Consider the following 17213-nt stretch of genomic DNA (forward strand, 5'->3'; position numbering starts at 1 on the left):
AAGAACCTTATGCCTGAAACACCAAACTATTATTCTGTCAAAGTCAATCTACGAGACGAAGCCAATATGGTGTACACCATGGTTTCTGCCATCATTGACCCGGTTGAAATCAAATCGGTGAAATATGAGGGTGTTTCTTGTACAAGCCCCCTCGCTCTACTTCCTGTTCGGTCTACGTTTCAGGACTTTTATAACCGGATGCAACGTGTCATTTACAAAGGTGAACAACAAAAAAACATCACAAAGTCCCTACAAGAACTCATCAAAACCAAATTTGGTTCGGAAAGTTTTTTGGAAGAGATTTTGCATTACATGGACCACAATCTCACGGACCGTTTGGACTTTGTTTTCAGTGAAATTCACAAACGAACAGCCGGGAATTCAGAACCCAAAGTTGAAATCCACTTCGAATTAATTGATCCCAATGATATGACAAAAACGACTGTGGACGAAGAGGAAATTGCCAAAAAAGAAGCACCTCCTGTCACTCCGGTTCCGCAAGCCTCAGGATTTCTCATTCCTGCTGACAAACAAATTGTTCAGTTTAAATTCCAACTTTCTCCTGTCAACGGTGTACCACTCGTTGAACTAAAGGCAGGTGATAATGTATATGTTCGTTTGGTGCCAGGGGATTCGATCACTGATTCCATTATCAATACTTTGGAACTCAAAGATGAATCAGGAGCCATCAAACAAATCCCTGCAAAAATTGTGAACATATCGAATAACAAAAATTTTTCGGAAGTCGTGATCAAAATCAACGAACAAATTTACGGAAAAATCATTGAAGAAGAAAACTCGGTAAAAATCAAAACGACTGATAGTAGCCAAGGTGCCGCCAATATCATGAACTCCGTTGCCTCACCAACAGCTAAAATTTCGAAATCAAAACAAAATCCAAATTTGGCTGCCGATGAAAGTTTCCATTTAATGCCTTATATCATTATGCTTGTGGTTCTTGCCATTGGAATGATGACAATCTTTGTAATTCTCTAAACAAAATGACCAAATTCAAACAAAACTTACCAATCCTTTCCCCTCTCTTCATAGCACTTGTGATTCTTCACTCTCTCTTTGTGGATTACTCAGTTCAGTTTCCTGACTTTATCACAACCGATTCTCAAGAACAAAACGAAGAAATGATGAAACCAAAGGTGATCCAAGAATCTGGATTGATTGGTAAAATCGCATACCTTGAATCATTTTTAGTAGAGTTAGAATCAAAAGAACTCCCGATTGATACAGACTTAGAAGAAACAAAAGATAGCGTAAAACGCGTGCTAATCGGACAAAAACTTTTTTTAGGATTGGTGTTGTTTTATCTTTTTTTGACCTTCTCTACTGCTGTAACTTACGCATTCCGCGCTTGGTTTCATAAATCCATTGCCCATGTTTTGTATCCTGTTTCACTTGTGGTTTTGTTACCGAAACTTTTTATCCAATTAAATTTAATGGCCCAAAAGGACATTTTGTCCTACTTTTATTCAGCATTTTTGATATTCACTTATGCCATCACCATTTTGGCTTACAGAACCATCATCAAAGACAAAGAATTGTATGAGGGATTCCAATCCTTACAGTTTTCTTCTTCCTTAGAGGAAGAAGGTCGTTCTCCGAGTAATACCAAAACAGGGTCTTACTTTGCTCCAATTTTTCACGTGATTGTGATCATTTTTATAGGAATTCTAATTGGGAACTTAATCTATATTCCTTTGTTTTTACTCCAAAAACACTACGTAAGTGAATTTAGTTATTTTATCTTCTTTTTGATCGCTCTTTTGTCAGTTTTTTATATCTTCAATTACAACAAAGTGGGTGGAGAATCGAAAAACAAAAATTGGCAAAATTTGACTGTGAGTTTCGCTTATCTGCAATATCGATTTTTACGAAATGGATTTTTATCAATCTTTAGCACAATCTTGATCATTTTGTTTGTCACATTTTTATTCAGTTTATTACTCTTCAACATTGACCTTATCCAAAACAACCTAGGTTTATTTGGAAAGGCATCCGAGTTTTAAAAAATCATCATAGGAAAACGAAGTAACGCCATGGGAGAGAACGCTCCCATGGGAATTTGAATTTCCTTACTAAAGTTTTATTGGCAAATTGGAGTTTGGTTCTTTTTTGTAGTACACCATGAGGAGCCATTCGGATAATACGTATTACGCGATAATAATTCACCAGTATCCGAATAAAGTTCTGAAGCTTCTTTTACACCGGTAGGATAATAATAAAACCACTCACCAATTTTTTTATCTTCCGCATAACTTCCTTTTTCTTCCACTTTTGTATCAGGATAATAACGAACCCAATCTCCTGTACGAAGTCCCCCATCAAAAAAACCTTTTTCGTTCAAACGCCCATTGCGGAAATAACGTATATAAGCACCATTTTCGTTTCCTAGTTCTGCTGTGAGGATCCAAAGTTGTTTTTTACGGTAACCTGCTTTGTAATTTTGTTCGATGTATAGTTTGCCATCGGAAAAATAAAATTTCCATAATCCATCTCGTTCTCCATTAACCAACTTCCCTTCCATAATGGTAATTCCATCGAGGTAGTTTAATTTTTTTCCAATTCCATCAGGTTGTCCCAATTGGTTTACAGGATATAGGGTGACTAAGTTGCCATTTTCATACCATTCACGAAAAAAACCTTCACTCGTCATTTGGTAGTGGTTTGTTTTTTTATCAAATTTGGCTTGTTTGGGAACCGAACCTGGTCTTTCTACAGATCCCTTACAGGGTCCGAAAGCAATCCCCGATAATAGTACAAACAATAGTAAACCGAATATAATCCAGATGGAATTGTCTTTAGTGGGTGTGGATGTAGATGTCATTTTCTTCTTTGAATTTTGTTAAAATTTCTTTTGAGATGAGGATACGATTGAGACGTTTGGAACGAATGGGTGTGAGGTAACGTAAACATAACAAAATGGTTCCTTCAGGCTCTAATGAAGTATAAACGATAGGAGTGGTCTTTCCAAGTCTCACAAGATAATTTTTTGACATCTCTCGGATTTTTGATTCCACAAGTTCAGGTGCAAGCACCAACTCTTCATGTAAAATTTGAGAACAAATTTTTTCAGCTTTTTCCCAATTTGATTTGAGATCTAAAAAAATTCGAAACTCATCCCAGACAAAGTCCATCGTTTCCGAGACGATGAAAAACCGATGTAATACGATATTATAATTTGGAAAATGGATCAACCTATTTGTTGATTGTTCGAATCTTGGGTCTGGTGCAATTTCCAGTAATGTAAATTTAAAAAAACCAATATTGACAACATCACCTTTGATGTTATCAATTTCAATTCGGTCTCCAACTTTAAATCCGTTGGCACCCATGATCATAAACCAACCCACCATATTCAGCCAAACTTCTTTGAGTGAAATGACGATACCTGCACCAGCAAGTCCAAGGACGGTTGGTAACAAAGACAAACTGGAAAAGATAACAGGAAGGTATGCAATGCCAAATATGAAAAGAAAACCCATCCTTGCCACTTTCCTACGATTGTATTCGTGGACGGGATCTGGTGCTGGTTTGATCCTTTCGACAAGCACCATTGTGATTTTGTAACAAATCACAGCAAAGATCACCATGTAAGCAAAAAGGATTAGAGTTTCGGCGAACTCCCTGTTCGAACTTCGAAGGAGTGTCAACGGATTGAGATCAAGATAAAATTCTTTAATACTTCCACTACCCATTTAGTTTCATTCCTTTATGGAGTTTCAATATTTCTAATATCATTTTTCTTTCTACGGGAACACCGAATTTTGGTTTTCCAAAATCCTGAAGCAAAACAAATTTTAAGGTATTACCATCTTTCTTTTTGTCATGTTCCATGTGTTGCAAAACAAGTTCAGGTTTCTCATCCAAATCAGTCGGTAATTCCAATTGGTTCATCATTGAAATTGCGGTTTGAAAATTTGTTTCCGAAAAACCTAATATCGATTTGGACAATAATAAGGCCGTAACAAGCCCTACTGACACTGCTTCGCCATGTGAATATTTTTTATAAGCAGTAAGAGACTCAATGGCATGGCCTGTTGTATGGCCTAAATTAAGAACTGCCCGAAGACCTGACTCTCTTTCATCTTCTGCTACTATACTCGCCTTCACTCGAACTGATTCTTCTATCGCATAACGCACAGTATCCGATTTTTCATAAAAATCTGACCGTTTCCGTTTTGAAAGAGTTTCTAAAAAGAGACCGCCATCTAAAAAAGTATGTTTTACCACTTCAGCGATCCCACAACTCCATTCTTTTTTTGGTAAAGTTGATAAAGTAAAAAGGGGTGCAAATACAAACTCTGGTTGGTAAAACGCCCCAACCATATTTTTACCAGAATCAACATTGACGGCTACCTTACCACCAACGGACGAGTCAACCGAAGCAAGTAAAGTTGTTGGAACTTGGACAAAACGAATCCCACGTTGGTATGTGGCCGCAATGAATCCAGCAAAATCTCCCACAACTCCACCACCAAACGCTACGATGACGGCATTTCGATCGGCTTCTTCTGCAATCAATTGTTGGTAAACTTTTTTCACACGATCAATGTGTTTATTTTTTTCTCCTGCCTTTAGATAAATAAAACTAAAAGGAATGGATGTGTTTTTTAATTCTTTTGTGATGTATTTTTCGTAAATCCCTGCTATTTCGCGGTTTGTTAAAACAAAGATATGGGATACTTTTTTGAGTGAACTAAGTTTTTCAGAAAGACCAACAAAGTCTTCATGTAATTCGATAGGATAACGAAATCCCGATCCAACAATTTCTCTTTCTGATAACTTCATGGTTCATTCACCCATGGGCTGGAAATATATCGAGGTTTATTTGTACTTTTTGCTCGGAAGTAATGTTTTATATCTGGCCTTAAATCCATCGCCAAAATCTCTTTGGGAGTGAAATACCCAAATCCTGAAATTGCTTTTTCTTTGGCATTGAGAACTGGCAATAGTTCTTTCACTTTAGTTAAAAAAACAATTTGAATCAGATGTCTTTTTTTATTAGGATCGATGGATTCGTTGAGTAATAGAAATTCTGTGTGGCTGACTTCAAGAGACAATTCCTCTTTTAGTTCTCGTTTGAGAGCCTCTTCTCCTGATTCTCCAAATTCAATCCCACCACCAGGAAGTAACCAGTATCCTGATTGTTTTTTTTGTTGTTGGACGAGTAAAATTTTTCCTTTTGAATCTTGGATGAGAGCCGCGACACGGACACGCATGGATTTGGATTTTAACAAAAAATCGATCATAATAATTTTAAAATACGTAGAGCCGATTTTGCAGCCATTTGTTCAGCCCTTCGTTTATTTTTTCCATCACCACTTGTTTGGAAGTATTCTCCACACGACACTGAAACTAAAAATTCTTTATCGTGATCAGGCCCTTCTTCTTTCAAAAGAACATACTCTGGTAATTTTTTCCATTTCTTTTGGCAAAATTCTTGTAAAATGGTTTTATAATCTTTTGTTTCTTCTGCATTTTCCACCACCTTTTCCATCTTCTGGAAATGAGGTGTTAAAAAGATCCGACAACTGTTTAAACCTTGGTCTAGATATAATGCGCCAAGAAAGGCTTCGAAACAATCTGCTTGTAAATTGAGATTTGCTTCTCCCTTTTCCTTCTCCCCTTTTCCCAGAAGTAAAAAATCAGGAAATCGGTAGAGACGTGCTAGTTTGGCAATGGCAGGTGCTGAGACCATTTTGCTCTTCAATTTGGCGAGGATCCCTTCCTTGCCCTTAGGAAGTGATTTGTAAAGGTATTCGGCTGCAAGGATTCCAAGCACAGAGTCTCCTAAAAATTCCAATCGTTCGTTATCAGAAAGGTAACGATCTGAGTCTTCATTGGCAAATGACCTATGAACAAAAGCTAGGTGGAGGAGTGAAACATCCTTAAAACTCGTATTGGTAATGGATTGTAATTCTTTGAGGTTTGCGATTCTTTCGGGAGAAAGTTTGATGCGAATGGTGTTAGACAAGGGAAAAAGATCCGGGTTCCTCTATTCGGGGAACCCGGTTTTTGGATTGGGAATTACCCCTTAAGTTTATCGATGAATTTAATTACATCGCCTACGGTTTGGATTTTTTCTGCGTCTTCATCAGAAATTTCCACACCAAACTCTTCTTCAAGAGCCATCACTAGTTCAACTGTGTCAAGAGAGTCAGCACCAAGATCATTGATGAAGTGAGCTTCAGGTGTAACTTCTGATTCATCAACACCAAGTTGTTCTACGATGATTGACTTAATTTTTTCGAAATCTGCCATTTTATATCCTCCAGGCCACTGTGAACAGTGGGGCAAGTGTTAAATCGTTTTCCGCCAGGTATATATGTACGCCTAGCGTTTTTTTAAAATGAAATTGTCGGAATTTTTGGCAAGTCTAAATAGATTATTTTCCTCTTGAAACCTTTGACATCATTCTAACATCACCTAACAATTATTAATATCAAAGGACTTTCCATCTTTCCTACAAAAAAGAACCAATCCGTTTCCCATTTCAGCCAATGATAATATCTTACGCCGATTTCCAATCGATTGATCCATTTTAGCAGATTTATATTCCGTTATAACGAATACTCCTTCCCCTTTTGCGCTTCAGTGGAGAAACCGTTCTTAAGAATTTCAATTTTAGGAGAATTCCATGATTCAGAAATGGTCAACAACTCTTTCCGCATTCCTCCTCGTTTCCTTTTTCGCATCTTGCGCTGATAAAAAAGAGGACAATCATGCATTACTCGCAGGGCTACTGTTCCTTGCTGCCAACCAAATCAAAGTGAATACTGCGAGCGATTTGGTGAATGAATCCAACGATGATTACAACCAAAACAATTGGGGGCTCATCACAGCGTCTACTCTCAATCGTTTTGTTTCCGATTGGCAGGCAAACAAACCAAGCCATATCACAGGAAACCTGATCATCTTACAAACGGATGTTGCAAACAAAGCGAATGGTGGAGGCGAAGCATGGAATCCCTATGTCAAATCAGATGCAAATAAGGGTGTTTATGTTTATGCGCTCAATGATTACAAACCTGCTAGTTTGCCAAGTGGTGGTTTTCGTTTTAACCAGACAAGAGATTCTGGTCTTTTTTCCAATTCCATTCGATACCAAGCCAATGGCGAGTTTGTTGATGATTGGTTGAATACCTTTGGGATCAATCCCACAAAAGATTTGATCGTTTTTGCTGTAGGTACAGGAAACTCAGGCAACAATAGCGAAGATCCTATCACTGGATCGGCACCTGCAGCAGCAACTGCTGCTGGTGGAGTTCAAGATATAACTCGTGGAGTGTATTGGTTACGATATTGGGGAATTGATATCAAACACCTTGCGATTTTAAATGGAAACTTACGTAGTAATTTTGCACAGGTGTATCCGACTCAAACGAGTGCAACAAAAAGCACTCTTCCAGTAAAAGGAAATTTCACTGTCAAAAGTATTAGAATCGACAACACTGTCATTACATCGGGACTCGAGGATATCTACGAAATTGCAAAAAACAATTTAGAAGCACAAATACCAGGACTGACGACAAAACAGTTCTTAATTGATGCAAGACCAACAGCGCAATTTACCGGAGCCTCTGGACTTTCTGATGATAGAAGTACCTTAAACAACATCCCAGCTCAAGCTACAAAAGGGTACATCACAACATCATATGCGTCCTCTGGAGGCCCAACAGCTGGGGGAACACAAACATTTGTTCCTTTTGAAGGAAACATCAAGGGAGCTGTTTCTTTTCCCTGGCTAGCTTTATTTGAGGGAATCAACGATACAGGCACTTCCATAGACAATGCAGCAGCTTTTGCGATTGGATATCGTTACAAATCGAAATCTGCTCTTAAAACCATTTTTGCTAATAAAGGGTATACTTCTGGTGCCACAGTCGTTAGCCAATGCCGAACGAATTTTGAGGCGCAAGTCAACGGATTTGCTGCACTGAATATCCTAGGATATCCATCGACATATTATGATGGTTCCCTAGTTGAATGGACAGCCTTGGTAGCAGAACATGCATCTTCCGCTATCAATCAGGTACCTACTGATTTCAAATGGAGAACTGATTTGGCAAGCGTCTCAACTAAACTCTGGGATAATACTGCCACTTATATTGTTCGACCAACGGTTAATCTCACAGCAACCACAACAAAAAAATTCATCCAAGAAGACAAAGCTTACAAATAGTTCTGAATCTTTTCCCAGTTTACCCACACTCGTCTCCTGGTTAACGCCAGGGGACATCCTTTTCGAATTTCCCTTTTCAATTTTAGTTTTCCAACTTATTTTGTCTCTATGGCAAGGAATGAAAAAGAAGAGTCCATTCAGATTGGATTCCGTGAGGCACTGGCATTAATTTTACCTTACTTTCGAAAGAAAATTTGGATCCAGTTTCGTTCTGTGATTTGGATTGTCCTCTACCTCACTCTCTTCCAACTCCTTGTGTTACGTGTGCCAATCAAAGAGGCAGGACTGATCACATTAGGAATTGTTTCCGTGATCATTGGACTTAGTTTTTTTTTGGAAGGTTTATTCCTTGGTCTCATGCCACTTGGGGAAGCTTTAGGACTTAAACTTCCACAAAAATTAGGCATCGTAAGCATCATGGCATTTTCCATCTTACTGGGAATGGGGGCAACATTAGCGGAACCTGCGATTGCCATCTTAAAAGCTTGTGGCAGTAAAGTCACCCCATGGGAAGCACCTTTACTCTATTATTTGTTAAACGAAGGTTCGGATACCCTTTATATCTCCATCGCCACAGGCGTTGGGATTTCAGTGCTTTTAGGGATGTTACGTTTTTTATATGGATTTTCATTGTCCAAAGTTTTAATCCCATCGATTCTTTTATTGTTAGGTGTGAGTATTTTTGCCTACTTCGATGAAAATTTAAAATACATATCCGGACTTGCCTGGGATTCAGGTGCTGTGACAACGGGACCTGTGACTGTACCTCTCGTAGTGGCATTAGGGATCGGAATTTCTAAAGTATCAGAAAAAAATGAACAAAGTAGTGCCTATGGGGTGGTAACTCTTGCCTCATTATTCCCCATCCTTTCAGTTTTTTTGGTAGGGATTTACTTTTCAATGCAGGTTCCCAAGCCAATGTTAGAAGGAGAATTTTTCCAAAAAGAAATCCATTCAACGAAAGGTAAATTTTTGTTAGGTGGAAAAACCAAAGATTTCGAAACAAATCAAAAAACAAGTTCCACCACTCCAAATTCCCTTAAAAAGATTCCAAAAGGGATAGGAAATCATATCTACGATGCATTTATGATTGCCCTTCGCGCCATTTTACCTTTGTCCATTTTTTTGATCGTTGTCTTGTATTTGGTATTAAAAGAAAAAATTCCGTATCCAGAAGAGGTAAGGCTTGGCATTCTATTTTCGGTGATTGGACTCACCATCTTCAATTTTGGAATCATGTTTGGACTGAACCAATTAGGAGACCAAGTGGGATGGAAACTCCCTTCCACGTTTCGTTCCATCGAACTCACTGACTCAACTAAATACATTCAAAACTTTAATCCCAAAGCAGTTTTTACTGCCCTTAACGAAGAAGGAAAGGAAGAGAAGTTCTTTTACCTAAAGGAACGAAAATCCTACACAGAAATTCCCTATAGAGAAGAAAATTGGGACCAATCTAAAAAAGTTTATGAATTCACTCCCATCCATGGACCAATCTTTGGAAAAGAAGACAATTTACTTGGTTATGGTATTGTGTTGGTTTTTGCTTTTGTATTAGGATACTCTGCCACGTTAGCCGAACCAGCGTTATCTGCTCTTGGCAATGCTGTGGAGGAAACCACTGTTGGAACCTTTCGAAAATCACTTCTCATCCAATCCGTTGCCATTGGAGTTGGGTTTGGGACATTGATTGGAATTTTAAAAATCATTTTGGAGATTCCTATTGTTTGGATTTTAGTCCCGGTGTATTTATTTTTATTACTTTTAAATCGATTGAGTAAACCTGAGTTCATCGAAATTGCTTGGGATAGTGCGGGCGTGACCACGGGCCCCATCACCGTCCCCCTTGTGATTGCCATGGGACTTGGGATCGGAAACCAATTGGGAACAACGGATGGATTTGGAATTTTGGCATGTGCTTCGGCGTTTCCTATCCTCACGGTTTTAGTGATGGGGATCCTTGTGGAAAATTCTCGTAAACTTTCGTTAGACGATTCGGAACAAAAACAAAAGTAACCTTATGAAACAAAAAATGTCTAGGATCACTGCCATTGTCCATCGAGACCTAACAGAATCAGTGATTTCCGCTCTCAAAAAAAACGGAATTCTGTACTACCATTTAGAACAAGGAAGGTATCCAGTTCTTGCCAAAAGAGGAGTATGGTTTTTGGATTTTTACCAAAACCAATCCATTATCGATACTCCTGTTTCCATATTTGAAATCCTATGTGAAGAGAAGTCAGAAAATTTTTTACTCGCCCTCATCCGTGATTCTGCAGAACTCAATGTACCAGGGCATGGAAGTGTCTATTCAGAATCCATTGATTTCATAGGAGAAACACCGATTGGGTACACATTTACATCCAAAGAGAAAAGGGAACCAATAGGATTTACAGGTCTTACTGGAATTTTTTGTGTGTTACCGAGGGGTTCCGCTGAACCAATCGCCCGTTTGGTGTTACAAAATGGAATTGCTGTTCCCACCATAAGTTTTGGAACAGGGACTGGCCTTCGAGATCGATTGGGACTTTTAAGGATCACAATCCCCAAGGAAAAAGAAATCCTTAAACTTGTGGTTCATTCTTCAGACAGTGAACATGTACTCGATTTTATGATTGAAGTGGGTCGATTGGATTTACCCGGTAGAGGGTTTATTTTTGAATTCCCCGTTGGGAAAGGCCTTCTCAATACCAAAGTGAGTTTGGAAGGACCCAAACAGGCCGCAAGCATGGACCAAATCATTTCCGCCTTAGACCAGTTATATGGGAATATGGATTGGAGGAAAAAATCTAACCAATTTAGAATATCAACAAGGCATAGGAATTATTTTGAAGGAGTGAATTTAGTCCTTAACTGCAAAGAAGAGATGATTGAATTTGTAACAAGTGCCGTACGTAAAGTAGGTGTGACAAGTTCCACCATTTCACTCAACCGACTTTCCCATACAGGAAATACAGATAGTGTTTTCACACCTGCAAGAGAAGTGGCGACAGTCCTCATCCCGAAAAAAAATCTCACAGAAGTGATCGAAGTTTTAAACGAGATCCAATATTTTTCATCAAGTTTTGAAGGCATTGCCTATACAATGGAAATTCCCAGAGCCTTCTCTTACCAATCGAAGAAATCGAAATCCAAATAGAGCAGAAATGTAGGATTAAAAAGATGGGATCAAAGGAATTCTATTTCAATTTGAATCGATTATCGAATCAAACGCTCATAAATTTGCAAAAAAATCACACCTAAACCACCGATCGTTGCCCCCACAATTGGGATCCCTAAAATTCGAATGGTGAAGTTGATGGCATCCAATCTTTTTTCAATGGATTCAAAACGAGCGTCCATTGTCGATTGCATGGATTCAAAACGAGCATCCATATTTGTTTGAAAGGATTCGAATCGAAGATTCATCTCATTTCGCAAAGATTCTGACCTTTGGTTCATATCATAGCGAATGGAATCGAATCCCGTTCTCACTTCCTGGTGCATGGGAAGAATCTTTGTTTCTTGCATGTTGGTCAAACCTTGGTCTCGTTTCGCTTCAATAGTATCAACGATCCAGTCTTGGATTGCAACCGCGATTTTCGTATCGATATGGGCTTTTTCTAGAATTTGGTATAGTTTTGGTTGGGTACGCATTGATTTCTCTTTGGTATAGGAGAAATAATGCGTTCTTGGTTCTACTTTTTATGACAAAATCTTCCACTTGAGAATTGAATAGCCCAAGTGGAAGGAGTGATCCTAATTTTAGTGACCGCCACCTGGCAAAAATCCACCGCCATTGATATCAAGGATATGACCTGTGATAAAAGAAGATGCGTCAGATGCTAAGAAGGCAATTCCATTTGCGATGTCTTCAGGAAGACCAGCACGTTTCAATGGGATCGCTTGCACCATACCTTGTCTGATGTTCTCAGGGATTGCTTCAGTCATTTCTGTTGCAATAAAACCTGGAGCAATTGCATTACAACGAACCTTTCTAGATGCCATCTCAAGAGCTACAGCTTTTGTGAAACCAATCACACCTGCTTTTGAAGCAGAATAATTTGTTTGTCCAATGTTTCCATTTTCACCAGAGATAGAAGATAAGTTGATGATGGATCCACCATTTTCTTGTTTCATCATCACTTTGATTGCTGCTTGTGTACAGAGATAAGTTCCTGTTAAATTTACAGCAATCACTGCATCCCACTGCTCTTTTTTCATTCTCATGAGAAGTGTGTCGCGAGTGATACCAGCGTTATTCACAAGGATATCAACAGATCCAAATTCTTTTTTTGCAGAATCAATGAGTTTTTGCGCATCTTCTTCCACAGATACGTTTGCTACAACGGCAATGGCTTTATAACCTTTAGATTTAAGTTCTTCTGCAGTTGCATTGGTTGCCTCTGGGTTCATGTCTGCTACGACGATGTTTGCACCAAGAGATGCAAGTTTCAAACAAGTTGCCTTTCCAATTCCTCTTGCACCACCGGTTACGATGGCTGTTTTCCCTGATAAACTGATCATTTTTGGTTCCTCTTTTTTCTAATTCCTAAACAATTTACTTAACAAAATTCTAAAAAATAAAATAAAACCGATCCATCGATTCGTTTAACGAAAAAAAATCTAGTATAACAAACACTAAGCGATGGGAACTTAACTCCATCAATTGGAATCTCCCAAAATGGTTTTGTATTCACCAAGTCTTTCTCGTATCCTTTCGTTGATTCCATGTTTGGCACATTCAGCAATCACTCTCACTGCATTTTTAACAGCTAAAGCATTGGAAGACCCATGTCCAATCATACAAATGCCTTCCACACCTAACAGGAGTGCCCCGCCATATTCAGCGTAATCTAATCTTTTTTTCACGGCAGTAAAAGTGGATTTTAATAATAATGCGCCTGTTTGGGCAAGACTGGATTGCCTTATGGAATTACGTAACACATTAAAAATAGATTTTGCAAGGCCTTCAGTGGCTTTTAATACAATGTTTCCAATAAAACCATCACATACGACAACATCAACTTCGCGACCACTGCCATATAAATCTCGGCCTTCTACATTCCCAACAAAGTTAAATGGAATTTTTTTTAAGAGATCAAAGGTTTTGACGGAAACGGTATTTCCTTTTTTGTCTTCTTCCCCATTGGAAAGTATGCCTACCTTTGGATTTTTGACACCAAAGAGTTCTCGTGAGTAGATTTCACCCATAACCGCAAACTGTGCTAAATATTCGGGTTTGCAGTCTACATTGGCACCGGCATCTAACAAGATAACAGGTGGTCCTTCTTCTCTTGGAATGGGTGCAGCAATAGGAGGACGCAAAACACCTGGTAGTCGGCCAAGATGCAATAATGCAGCGGCCATAGTAGCTCCAGTGTTTCCAGGTGAAAACACACCGATACATTCTTTATCTGCTACCAAACGAACTGCTTTGACTACGGAAGAATCCTCCATAGCGCGAACTGCTATCGAAGGAGAATCATTCATACCGATGATTTCGGTAGAATGTATGACACGGATTTTTTCTGTGTCATAATCGAATTTTAACAGGATATCAAGTAACTCTTGTTCATCGCCAACGAGCGAAACAGACAGTCCGAATTCTCGTACTGCCAGTACCGCGCCCTCGACGATTGCTTCAGGGCCGTAATCTCCGCTCATCGCGTCCACGGCGACCCACATAACGGTTAGTTATCTTCGGTTGTTTTTTTAACTTTTTGAGCGACTACGAGTTTTCCCTTATAAAAACCGCAATAAGGGCAAACACGGTGGGACAGAACAAATGATCCACAATTGGAACACGGGTTTAAGTTAGGTTTGCCAATCGCATGATGGGCTCTTTTTGTTCTAACTTTCGATTTTGATTTACGTCTCTTTGGGACTGCCATGGCTATCCTCTATGGAATTATAACTGGTTTTTACTATGTTTTGGAAATCCGATGTGAAAACAATATTTTAATTTTCTAGGCTCTCGATAAGAGACCGTAATTCGGCGTGTTTGTGATAAAAAGAGGAGCGATTGCTTACCAAACGGGCCGTACTATACAAAATCGACTCAAATTCTTTGAGTCCATTGGCTTTTAAGGTTCCACCAGTGGAAACTAGGTCCACGATACAATCCGAAAGGCCCACAATGGGTGCTAGTTCAATGGATCCATAAAGTTTGATGATTTCACAGGATATGCCTTTGGAAAAAAAATACTCGCGGGTAAGGTTTGGGTATTTGGTGGCCACACGCACTTTGGAACGTTTGGCAAACAGATCAAAGTCAGGGAAGGAAGCGAGAGAAAGCCTGCATGCACCTAGTTTTAGATCCACAGGGGCTACAAGGTCAAAACCACCCTCTTTTAAGATGTCCCAACCAACAATTCCTGCATCCGCCGCAGCTTCTTCCACATAAGTGCAGACATCTTGGGATCTAACAAAAAGTAAACGGAGGCGTTTGTCTTCGGAGACATAGGTGAGTTCTTTGGAACCCTCAGATGGCAAGTTTTTTAGCCACCCTTTGGATTGCAAAAGAAGAGCAGTTTCTTCGGCAAGCCTACCTTTCGGAAGAGCCAAAGTTAACATAGATTAGTTTTTCCCGAGTTTCAGCAGTAAATAACTAGAAAGGAGTTTGACTTCTTCCCCAGATTCTGCGCCATCAAGTTTCACAGCTTTTTCCAGGAATTGTTTTGCTCCTTGTTTGTCACCAGTGAGGTAAGACAATCGTCCCGCTTGGTAGTACGACCACGCCTTAAACCCATTGAGTTCACGTGCCGGTTCCACCACTGTTGCTGCGATTTTATAATTTTCTAATGATTTCCCATTATTTTTTTCACGTTCACGGTAGTTGCCCGCAATGTAAAAATAAAGAGCTTTGATTTCTTTTGGAGTGTCGATTTTTTTTGCCGCATCTTCTAGGTAAGTTGCTGCCTTTCCGAATTCACCTTTTTCTGCATACAATTTGGAAAGGTCTTTCCAAACACGAAGTTCCATACGACCGGTACTTTGGTTTTGTAAAAAAACTTCCAAACTTTGTATTTGTGCATCCAAACTAACATTTGCTTTTTGGTGGGTAAGTTTTAAATCTTCTAATGTAACAGTTTCTTTTTCAAATAAGTATTGTCTATACTCAAAAAAACCGATGACACAAGCTAACACAATAATGGCGGAAGCGAGAGAAATAAAAACTGACTTACGATTTTTAGCTAAAAAATGAGTGAACTTTAAAAACAAAAGTTCTGCTTTAGAACCTTCAAAGTCAGCGAACTCATCCTTTTGGATGAGTTCGGCTTGTTTTTTTTGTTCGATGATGTTCTTTTTGTGAAACTTATCCATAGACCTATCGGTTTTGGTTTAAATTCATAAAAGATCCGATGGATTCACGTGAAGGTTGGTTGTCTTCCTTCATGTATTTCGCCATCTCTTCTCTTTCTACCGCTTTATCAAAGTCTTTGATAGAGAGAGAAATCTTTTTGTTGTTAGGTTCAATTTTCACAACCACTGTGCGAACGGAATCCCCTACTTTATAAAGATCTTCTAATTTAATGTTTCGACCATCTGGGATTTCAGAAATATGAACAAGGCCTTCGTAACCTGGTTCTACTTCTACGAATACACCGAAACTAACAATCGACTTCACACGGCCTTCCACAAGTGTACCCGGTGGGTATTTTTTGCGGAGTGCTTCGTATGGGTGCTCGGAAAGTTGTTTCAATCCACAGCTAATTCGTTGTGCGTCTAAGTTCACATCGAGGATTTTGTACTGAACCGATTGGCCTTTTTTGAGTAGGTTTAGTGGGTTCTTTTCTTTTTCATCCCAAGTGATATCAGAGATGTGAATGAGTCCTTCAATTCCACTTTCTACTTCCACAAATGCACCGTATTTCGTAATGCCTGTGATTTTACCTTCGAGCACGTTTCCGGCACGAACGTTAGCAGAAAGAGCTTCCCAAGGGTTAGGGAGGAGTTGTTTGAGTCCGAGAGACAAACGTCTTGCTTCGAAATCAATGTCTAAAATTTCAGAGTCAACTTCTTGGCCTTTTTTCAAAACATCTTTTGGATGAGGCGGTTTTTTAGCCCAAGAAAGTTCTGTTGTATGGATGAGACCTTCCAAACCTTCTTTGAGTTCTACAAAGGCTCCGAAGTTGGTAAGGGAAGTCACGATTCCTCGTACGACCATTCCTTTTTCAAGTTCCTTCTTCGCCCAAGCCCAAGGATCTTCATACAACTGTTTGATGCCGAGAGATAGTTTGTTATTTTCCTTATCAACTTCGAGTACGATGACTTCAACTTCAGCGCCGATGTTAAAGTATTGTTTGAAAGGAGCAAATTTTTTATAAGAGATATCGTTTTGGCGGAGCAGTCCCACCACTTCGTAAACAGAAAGAAAAACACCAAAGTTGGCGATTTTCACAACCTTTCCTGTAACTTTGTCCCCTACTTTGACTTTCCCGAGGAGTTCTTCCCATTTCTCGCCGTTGATTTCGTCGAGAAGGGTTTTACGAGACACCACACCGGTTCTTGTTTTTTCATTGAGTTCAATGATTTTGAATGAAAACTCTTTTCCACCTTCAGTGGATTCTTTAAATCGAACTCCCACATGAGATGCGGGAAGGAAGAGCTGAATGCCTTCACTTTCCACAAGGTATCCCTTGTTTTTCACTTCTCCAACGATTTTACCCGAAAGTGGGTAACCGTTTTGGCTTGCATCTTTGATGGTTTCCCAACCAACTCTTTGGTCCGCTTCTTTTTTGGAGAGGACACAATACCCGTCGACCCGTTTTTTGATGATCGCACTGACTTTCTCACCACGTTTTGGCGTTTCAGAGAAGTCTTCACGAGAAACACGAGCTTCTAATTTTTCTCCAATATCAAGGAAAACAGTGTCACCGATGACATCGACTACAGTCCCTTCAATCAGGGTGCCTTTTCCTGCGGAGTTCTCTTGTTCTTGTGCTTGTGACTGCGATTCCCACTTCTCTAATAATTCGCCGAAGGAAGTGGTCTCATTTTTGGGGGAGGATGGGTTGGTTGAATTCAATGGTTA

At 39.4% G+C, this 17213-nt stretch carries 18 protein-coding genes; 5 read left to right on the forward strand and 13 right to left on the reverse strand.

Annotated features, from left to right (window positions below):
• The first annotated feature begins 9 nt into the window (after positions 1 to 9).
• Positions 10 to 996 carry a hypothetical protein gene (locus LEP1GSC202_RS17065; RefSeq protein WP_015678953.1) on the forward strand — a complete coding sequence of 329 codons (987 nt, stop codon included), beginning with the start codon at positions 10 to 12 and terminating at the stop codon, positions 994 to 996.
• 5 nt (positions 997 to 1001) lie between these two features.
• Entirely contained in the window at positions 1002 to 2021 is a 1020-nt protein-coding gene (locus LEP1GSC202_RS17070) for an LIC_10230 family protein (protein WP_015678956.1), read from the forward strand.
• Positions 2022 to 2098: 77 nt separating this feature from the next.
• Here LEP1GSC202_RS17070 and LEP1GSC202_RS17075 read toward each other — a convergent pair whose 3' ends face one another.
• From LEP1GSC202_RS17075 to acpP, 6 genes are read right to left on the reverse strand one after another with little or no spacing between them, the layout of a single operon-like run.
• Positions 2099 to 2839 (reverse strand): toxin-antitoxin system YwqK family antitoxin, encoded by a 741-nt coding sequence (locus LEP1GSC202_RS17075; RefSeq protein WP_015678946.1) that lies wholly within the window; start codon positions 2837 to 2839, stop codon positions 2099 to 2101.
• A complete protein-coding gene (locus LEP1GSC202_RS17080; RefSeq protein WP_015678937.1) occupies positions 2814 to 3710 on the reverse strand; it encodes a mechanosensitive ion channel family protein in 897 nt (298 codons plus the stop codon). Before LEP1GSC202_RS17080 ends, LEP1GSC202_RS17075 begins: the two co-directional genes overlap by 26 nt.
• Positions 3703 to 4803 carry a 3-dehydroquinate synthase gene (aroB, locus tag LEP1GSC202_RS17085; RefSeq protein ID WP_015678973.1) on the reverse strand — a complete coding sequence of 367 codons (1101 nt, stop codon included), beginning with the start codon at positions 4801 to 4803 and terminating at the stop codon, positions 3703 to 3705. Before aroB ends, LEP1GSC202_RS17080 begins: the two co-directional genes overlap by 8 nt.
• On the reverse strand, positions 4800 to 5261 hold the full coding sequence (locus LEP1GSC202_RS17090) for an NUDIX domain-containing protein (RefSeq protein WP_425256027.1): 462 nt from the start codon (positions 5259 to 5261) through the stop codon (positions 4800 to 4802). Before LEP1GSC202_RS17090 ends, aroB begins: the two co-directional genes overlap by 4 nt.
• Positions 5261 to 5989 (reverse strand): ribonuclease III, encoded by a 729-nt coding sequence (rnc, locus tag LEP1GSC202_RS17095; protein ID WP_015678986.1) that lies wholly within the window; start codon positions 5987 to 5989, stop codon positions 5261 to 5263. Before rnc ends, LEP1GSC202_RS17090 begins: the two co-directional genes overlap by 1 nt.
• A 53-nt stretch (positions 5990 to 6042) precedes the next feature.
• Positions 6043 to 6276: an acyl carrier protein gene (acpP, locus tag LEP1GSC202_RS17100; protein WP_002974954.1), complete on the reverse strand. Its 234-nt coding sequence runs from the start codon at positions 6274 to 6276 to the stop codon at positions 6043 to 6045.
• Positions 6277 to 6652: 376 nt separating this feature from the next.
• Between acpP and LEP1GSC202_RS17105 the strand changes: the two genes are divergently transcribed.
• From LEP1GSC202_RS17105 to LEP1GSC202_RS17115, 3 genes are all read left to right on the forward strand, one after another.
• A complete protein-coding gene (locus LEP1GSC202_RS17105; RefSeq protein ID WP_015678942.1) occupies positions 6653 to 8197 on the forward strand; it encodes a sulfurtransferase in 1545 nt (514 codons plus the stop codon).
• A gap of 108 nt (positions 8198 to 8305) precedes the next feature.
• Positions 8306 to 10213: a DUF1538 domain-containing protein gene (locus LEP1GSC202_RS17110; protein WP_015679011.1), complete on the forward strand. Its 1908-nt coding sequence runs from the start codon at positions 8306 to 8308 to the stop codon at positions 10211 to 10213.
• Positions 10214 to 10217: 4 nt separating this feature from the next.
• Positions 10218 to 11336 (forward strand): hypothetical protein, encoded by a 1119-nt coding sequence (locus tag LEP1GSC202_RS17115; RefSeq protein WP_015678994.1) that lies wholly within the window; start codon positions 10218 to 10220, stop codon positions 11334 to 11336.
• A 59-nt stretch (positions 11337 to 11395) separates the two neighbouring features.
• On the opposite strand, the gene LEP1GSC202_RS17120 is transcribed toward LEP1GSC202_RS17115, so the two are convergent.
• The 7 genes from LEP1GSC202_RS17120 to LEP1GSC202_RS17145 all read right to left on the reverse strand — a co-directional run bounded on the left by LEP1GSC202_RS17120 (position 11396) and on the right by LEP1GSC202_RS17145 (position 17207).
• Positions 11396 to 11833, reverse strand: a complete 438-nt coding sequence (locus tag LEP1GSC202_RS17120) for a hypothetical protein (RefSeq protein ID WP_015679005.1) — start codon at positions 11831 to 11833, stop codon at positions 11396 to 11398.
• Between the two features lie 108 nt (positions 11834 to 11941).
• A complete protein-coding gene (gene fabG / locus LEP1GSC202_RS17125) occupies positions 11942 to 12703 on the reverse strand; it encodes a 3-oxoacyl-ACP reductase FabG (protein ID WP_015678965.1) in 762 nt (253 codons plus the stop codon).
• Positions 12704 to 12841: 138 nt separating this feature from the next.
• Positions 12842 to 13864 (reverse strand): phosphate acyltransferase PlsX, encoded by a 1023-nt coding sequence (gene plsX, locus LEP1GSC202_RS17130; RefSeq protein WP_015678954.1) that lies wholly within the window; start codon positions 13862 to 13864, stop codon positions 12842 to 12844.
• Positions 13865 to 13869: 5 nt separating this feature from the next.
• Entirely contained in the window at positions 13870 to 14070 is a 201-nt protein-coding gene (rpmF, locus tag LEP1GSC202_RS19755) for a 50S ribosomal protein L32 (protein WP_015679024.1), read from the reverse strand.
• 67 nt (positions 14071 to 14137) lie between these two features.
• A complete protein-coding gene (gene hisG / locus LEP1GSC202_RS17135) occupies positions 14138 to 14752 on the reverse strand; it encodes an ATP phosphoribosyltransferase (protein WP_015678972.1) in 615 nt (204 codons plus the stop codon).
• Positions 14753 to 14755: 3 nt separating this feature from the next.
• The gene (locus LEP1GSC202_RS17140; protein WP_015678943.1) at positions 14756 to 15502 is read right to left on the reverse strand and encodes a tetratricopeptide repeat protein; all 747 of its coding nucleotides are present in this window, start codon (positions 15500 to 15502) and stop codon (positions 14756 to 14758) included.
• A gap of 4 nt (positions 15503 to 15506) precedes the next feature.
• Positions 15507 to 17207, reverse strand: a complete 1701-nt coding sequence (locus tag LEP1GSC202_RS17145; protein WP_015679004.1) for a 30S ribosomal protein S1 — start codon at positions 17205 to 17207, stop codon at positions 15507 to 15509.
• Positions 17208 to 17213 lie beyond the last annotated feature (6 nt).

It is taken from the genome of Leptospira yanagawae serovar Saopaulo str. Sao Paulo = ATCC 700523, from assembly GCF_000332475.2.
Lineage (GTDB): Bacteria > Spirochaetota > Leptospiria > Leptospirales > Leptospiraceae > Leptospira_A > Leptospira_A yanagawae.

Bases quoted from the DNA above. Each gene is read 5' to 3' on its own strand.
- LEP1GSC202_RS17115 (WP_015678994.1), top strand. From the start codon at position 10,218: ATGAAACAAAAAATGTCTAGGATCACTGCCATTGTCCATCGAGACCTA.
- LEP1GSC202_RS17075 (WP_015678946.1), bottom strand. From the start codon at position 2,839: ATGACATCTACATCCACACCCACTAAAGACAATTCCATCTGGATTATA.
- acpP (WP_002974954.1), bottom strand. From the start codon at position 6,276: ATGGCAGATTTCGAAAAAATTAAGTCAATCATCGTAGAACAACTTGGT.
- LEP1GSC202_RS17140 (WP_015678943.1), bottom strand. From the start codon at position 15,502: ATGGATAAGTTTCACAAAAAGAACATCATCGAACAAAAAAAACAAGCC.
- plsX (WP_015678954.1), bottom strand. From the start codon at position 13,864: ATGTGGGTCGCCGTGGACGCGATGAGCGGAGATTACGGCCCTGAAGCA.
- LEP1GSC202_RS17110 (WP_015679011.1), top strand. From the start codon at position 8,306: ATGGCAAGGAATGAAAAAGAAGAGTCCATTCAGATTGGATTCCGTGAG.
- LEP1GSC202_RS17070 (WP_015678956.1), top strand. From the start codon at position 1,002: ATGACCAAATTCAAACAAAACTTACCAATCCTTTCCCCTCTCTTCATA.
- aroB (WP_015678973.1), bottom strand. From the start codon at position 4,803: ATGAAGTTATCAGAAAGAGAAATTGTTGGATCGGGATTTCGTTATCCT.
- LEP1GSC202_RS17080 (WP_015678937.1), bottom strand. From the start codon at position 3,710: ATGGGTAGTGGAAGTATTAAAGAATTTTATCTTGATCTCAATCCGTTG.
- rpmF (WP_015679024.1), bottom strand. From the start codon at position 14,070: ATGGCAGTCCCAAAGAGACGTAAATCAAAATCGAAAGTTAGAACAAAA.
- fabG (WP_015678965.1), bottom strand. From the start codon at position 12,703: ATGATCAGTTTATCAGGGAAAACAGCCATCGTAACCGGTGGTGCAAGA.
- LEP1GSC202_RS17105 (WP_015678942.1), top strand. From the start codon at position 6,653: ATGATTCAGAAATGGTCAACAACTCTTTCCGCATTCCTCCTCGTTTCC.
- hisG (WP_015678972.1), bottom strand. From the start codon at position 14,752: ATGTTAACTTTGGCTCTTCCGAAAGGTAGGCTTGCCGAAGAAACTGCT.
- LEP1GSC202_RS17120 (WP_015679005.1), bottom strand. From the start codon at position 11,833: ATGCGTACCCAACCAAAACTATACCAAATTCTAGAAAAAGCCCATATC.
- LEP1GSC202_RS17065 (WP_015678953.1), top strand. From the start codon at position 10: ATGCCTGAAACACCAAACTATTATTCTGTCAAAGTCAATCTACGAGAC.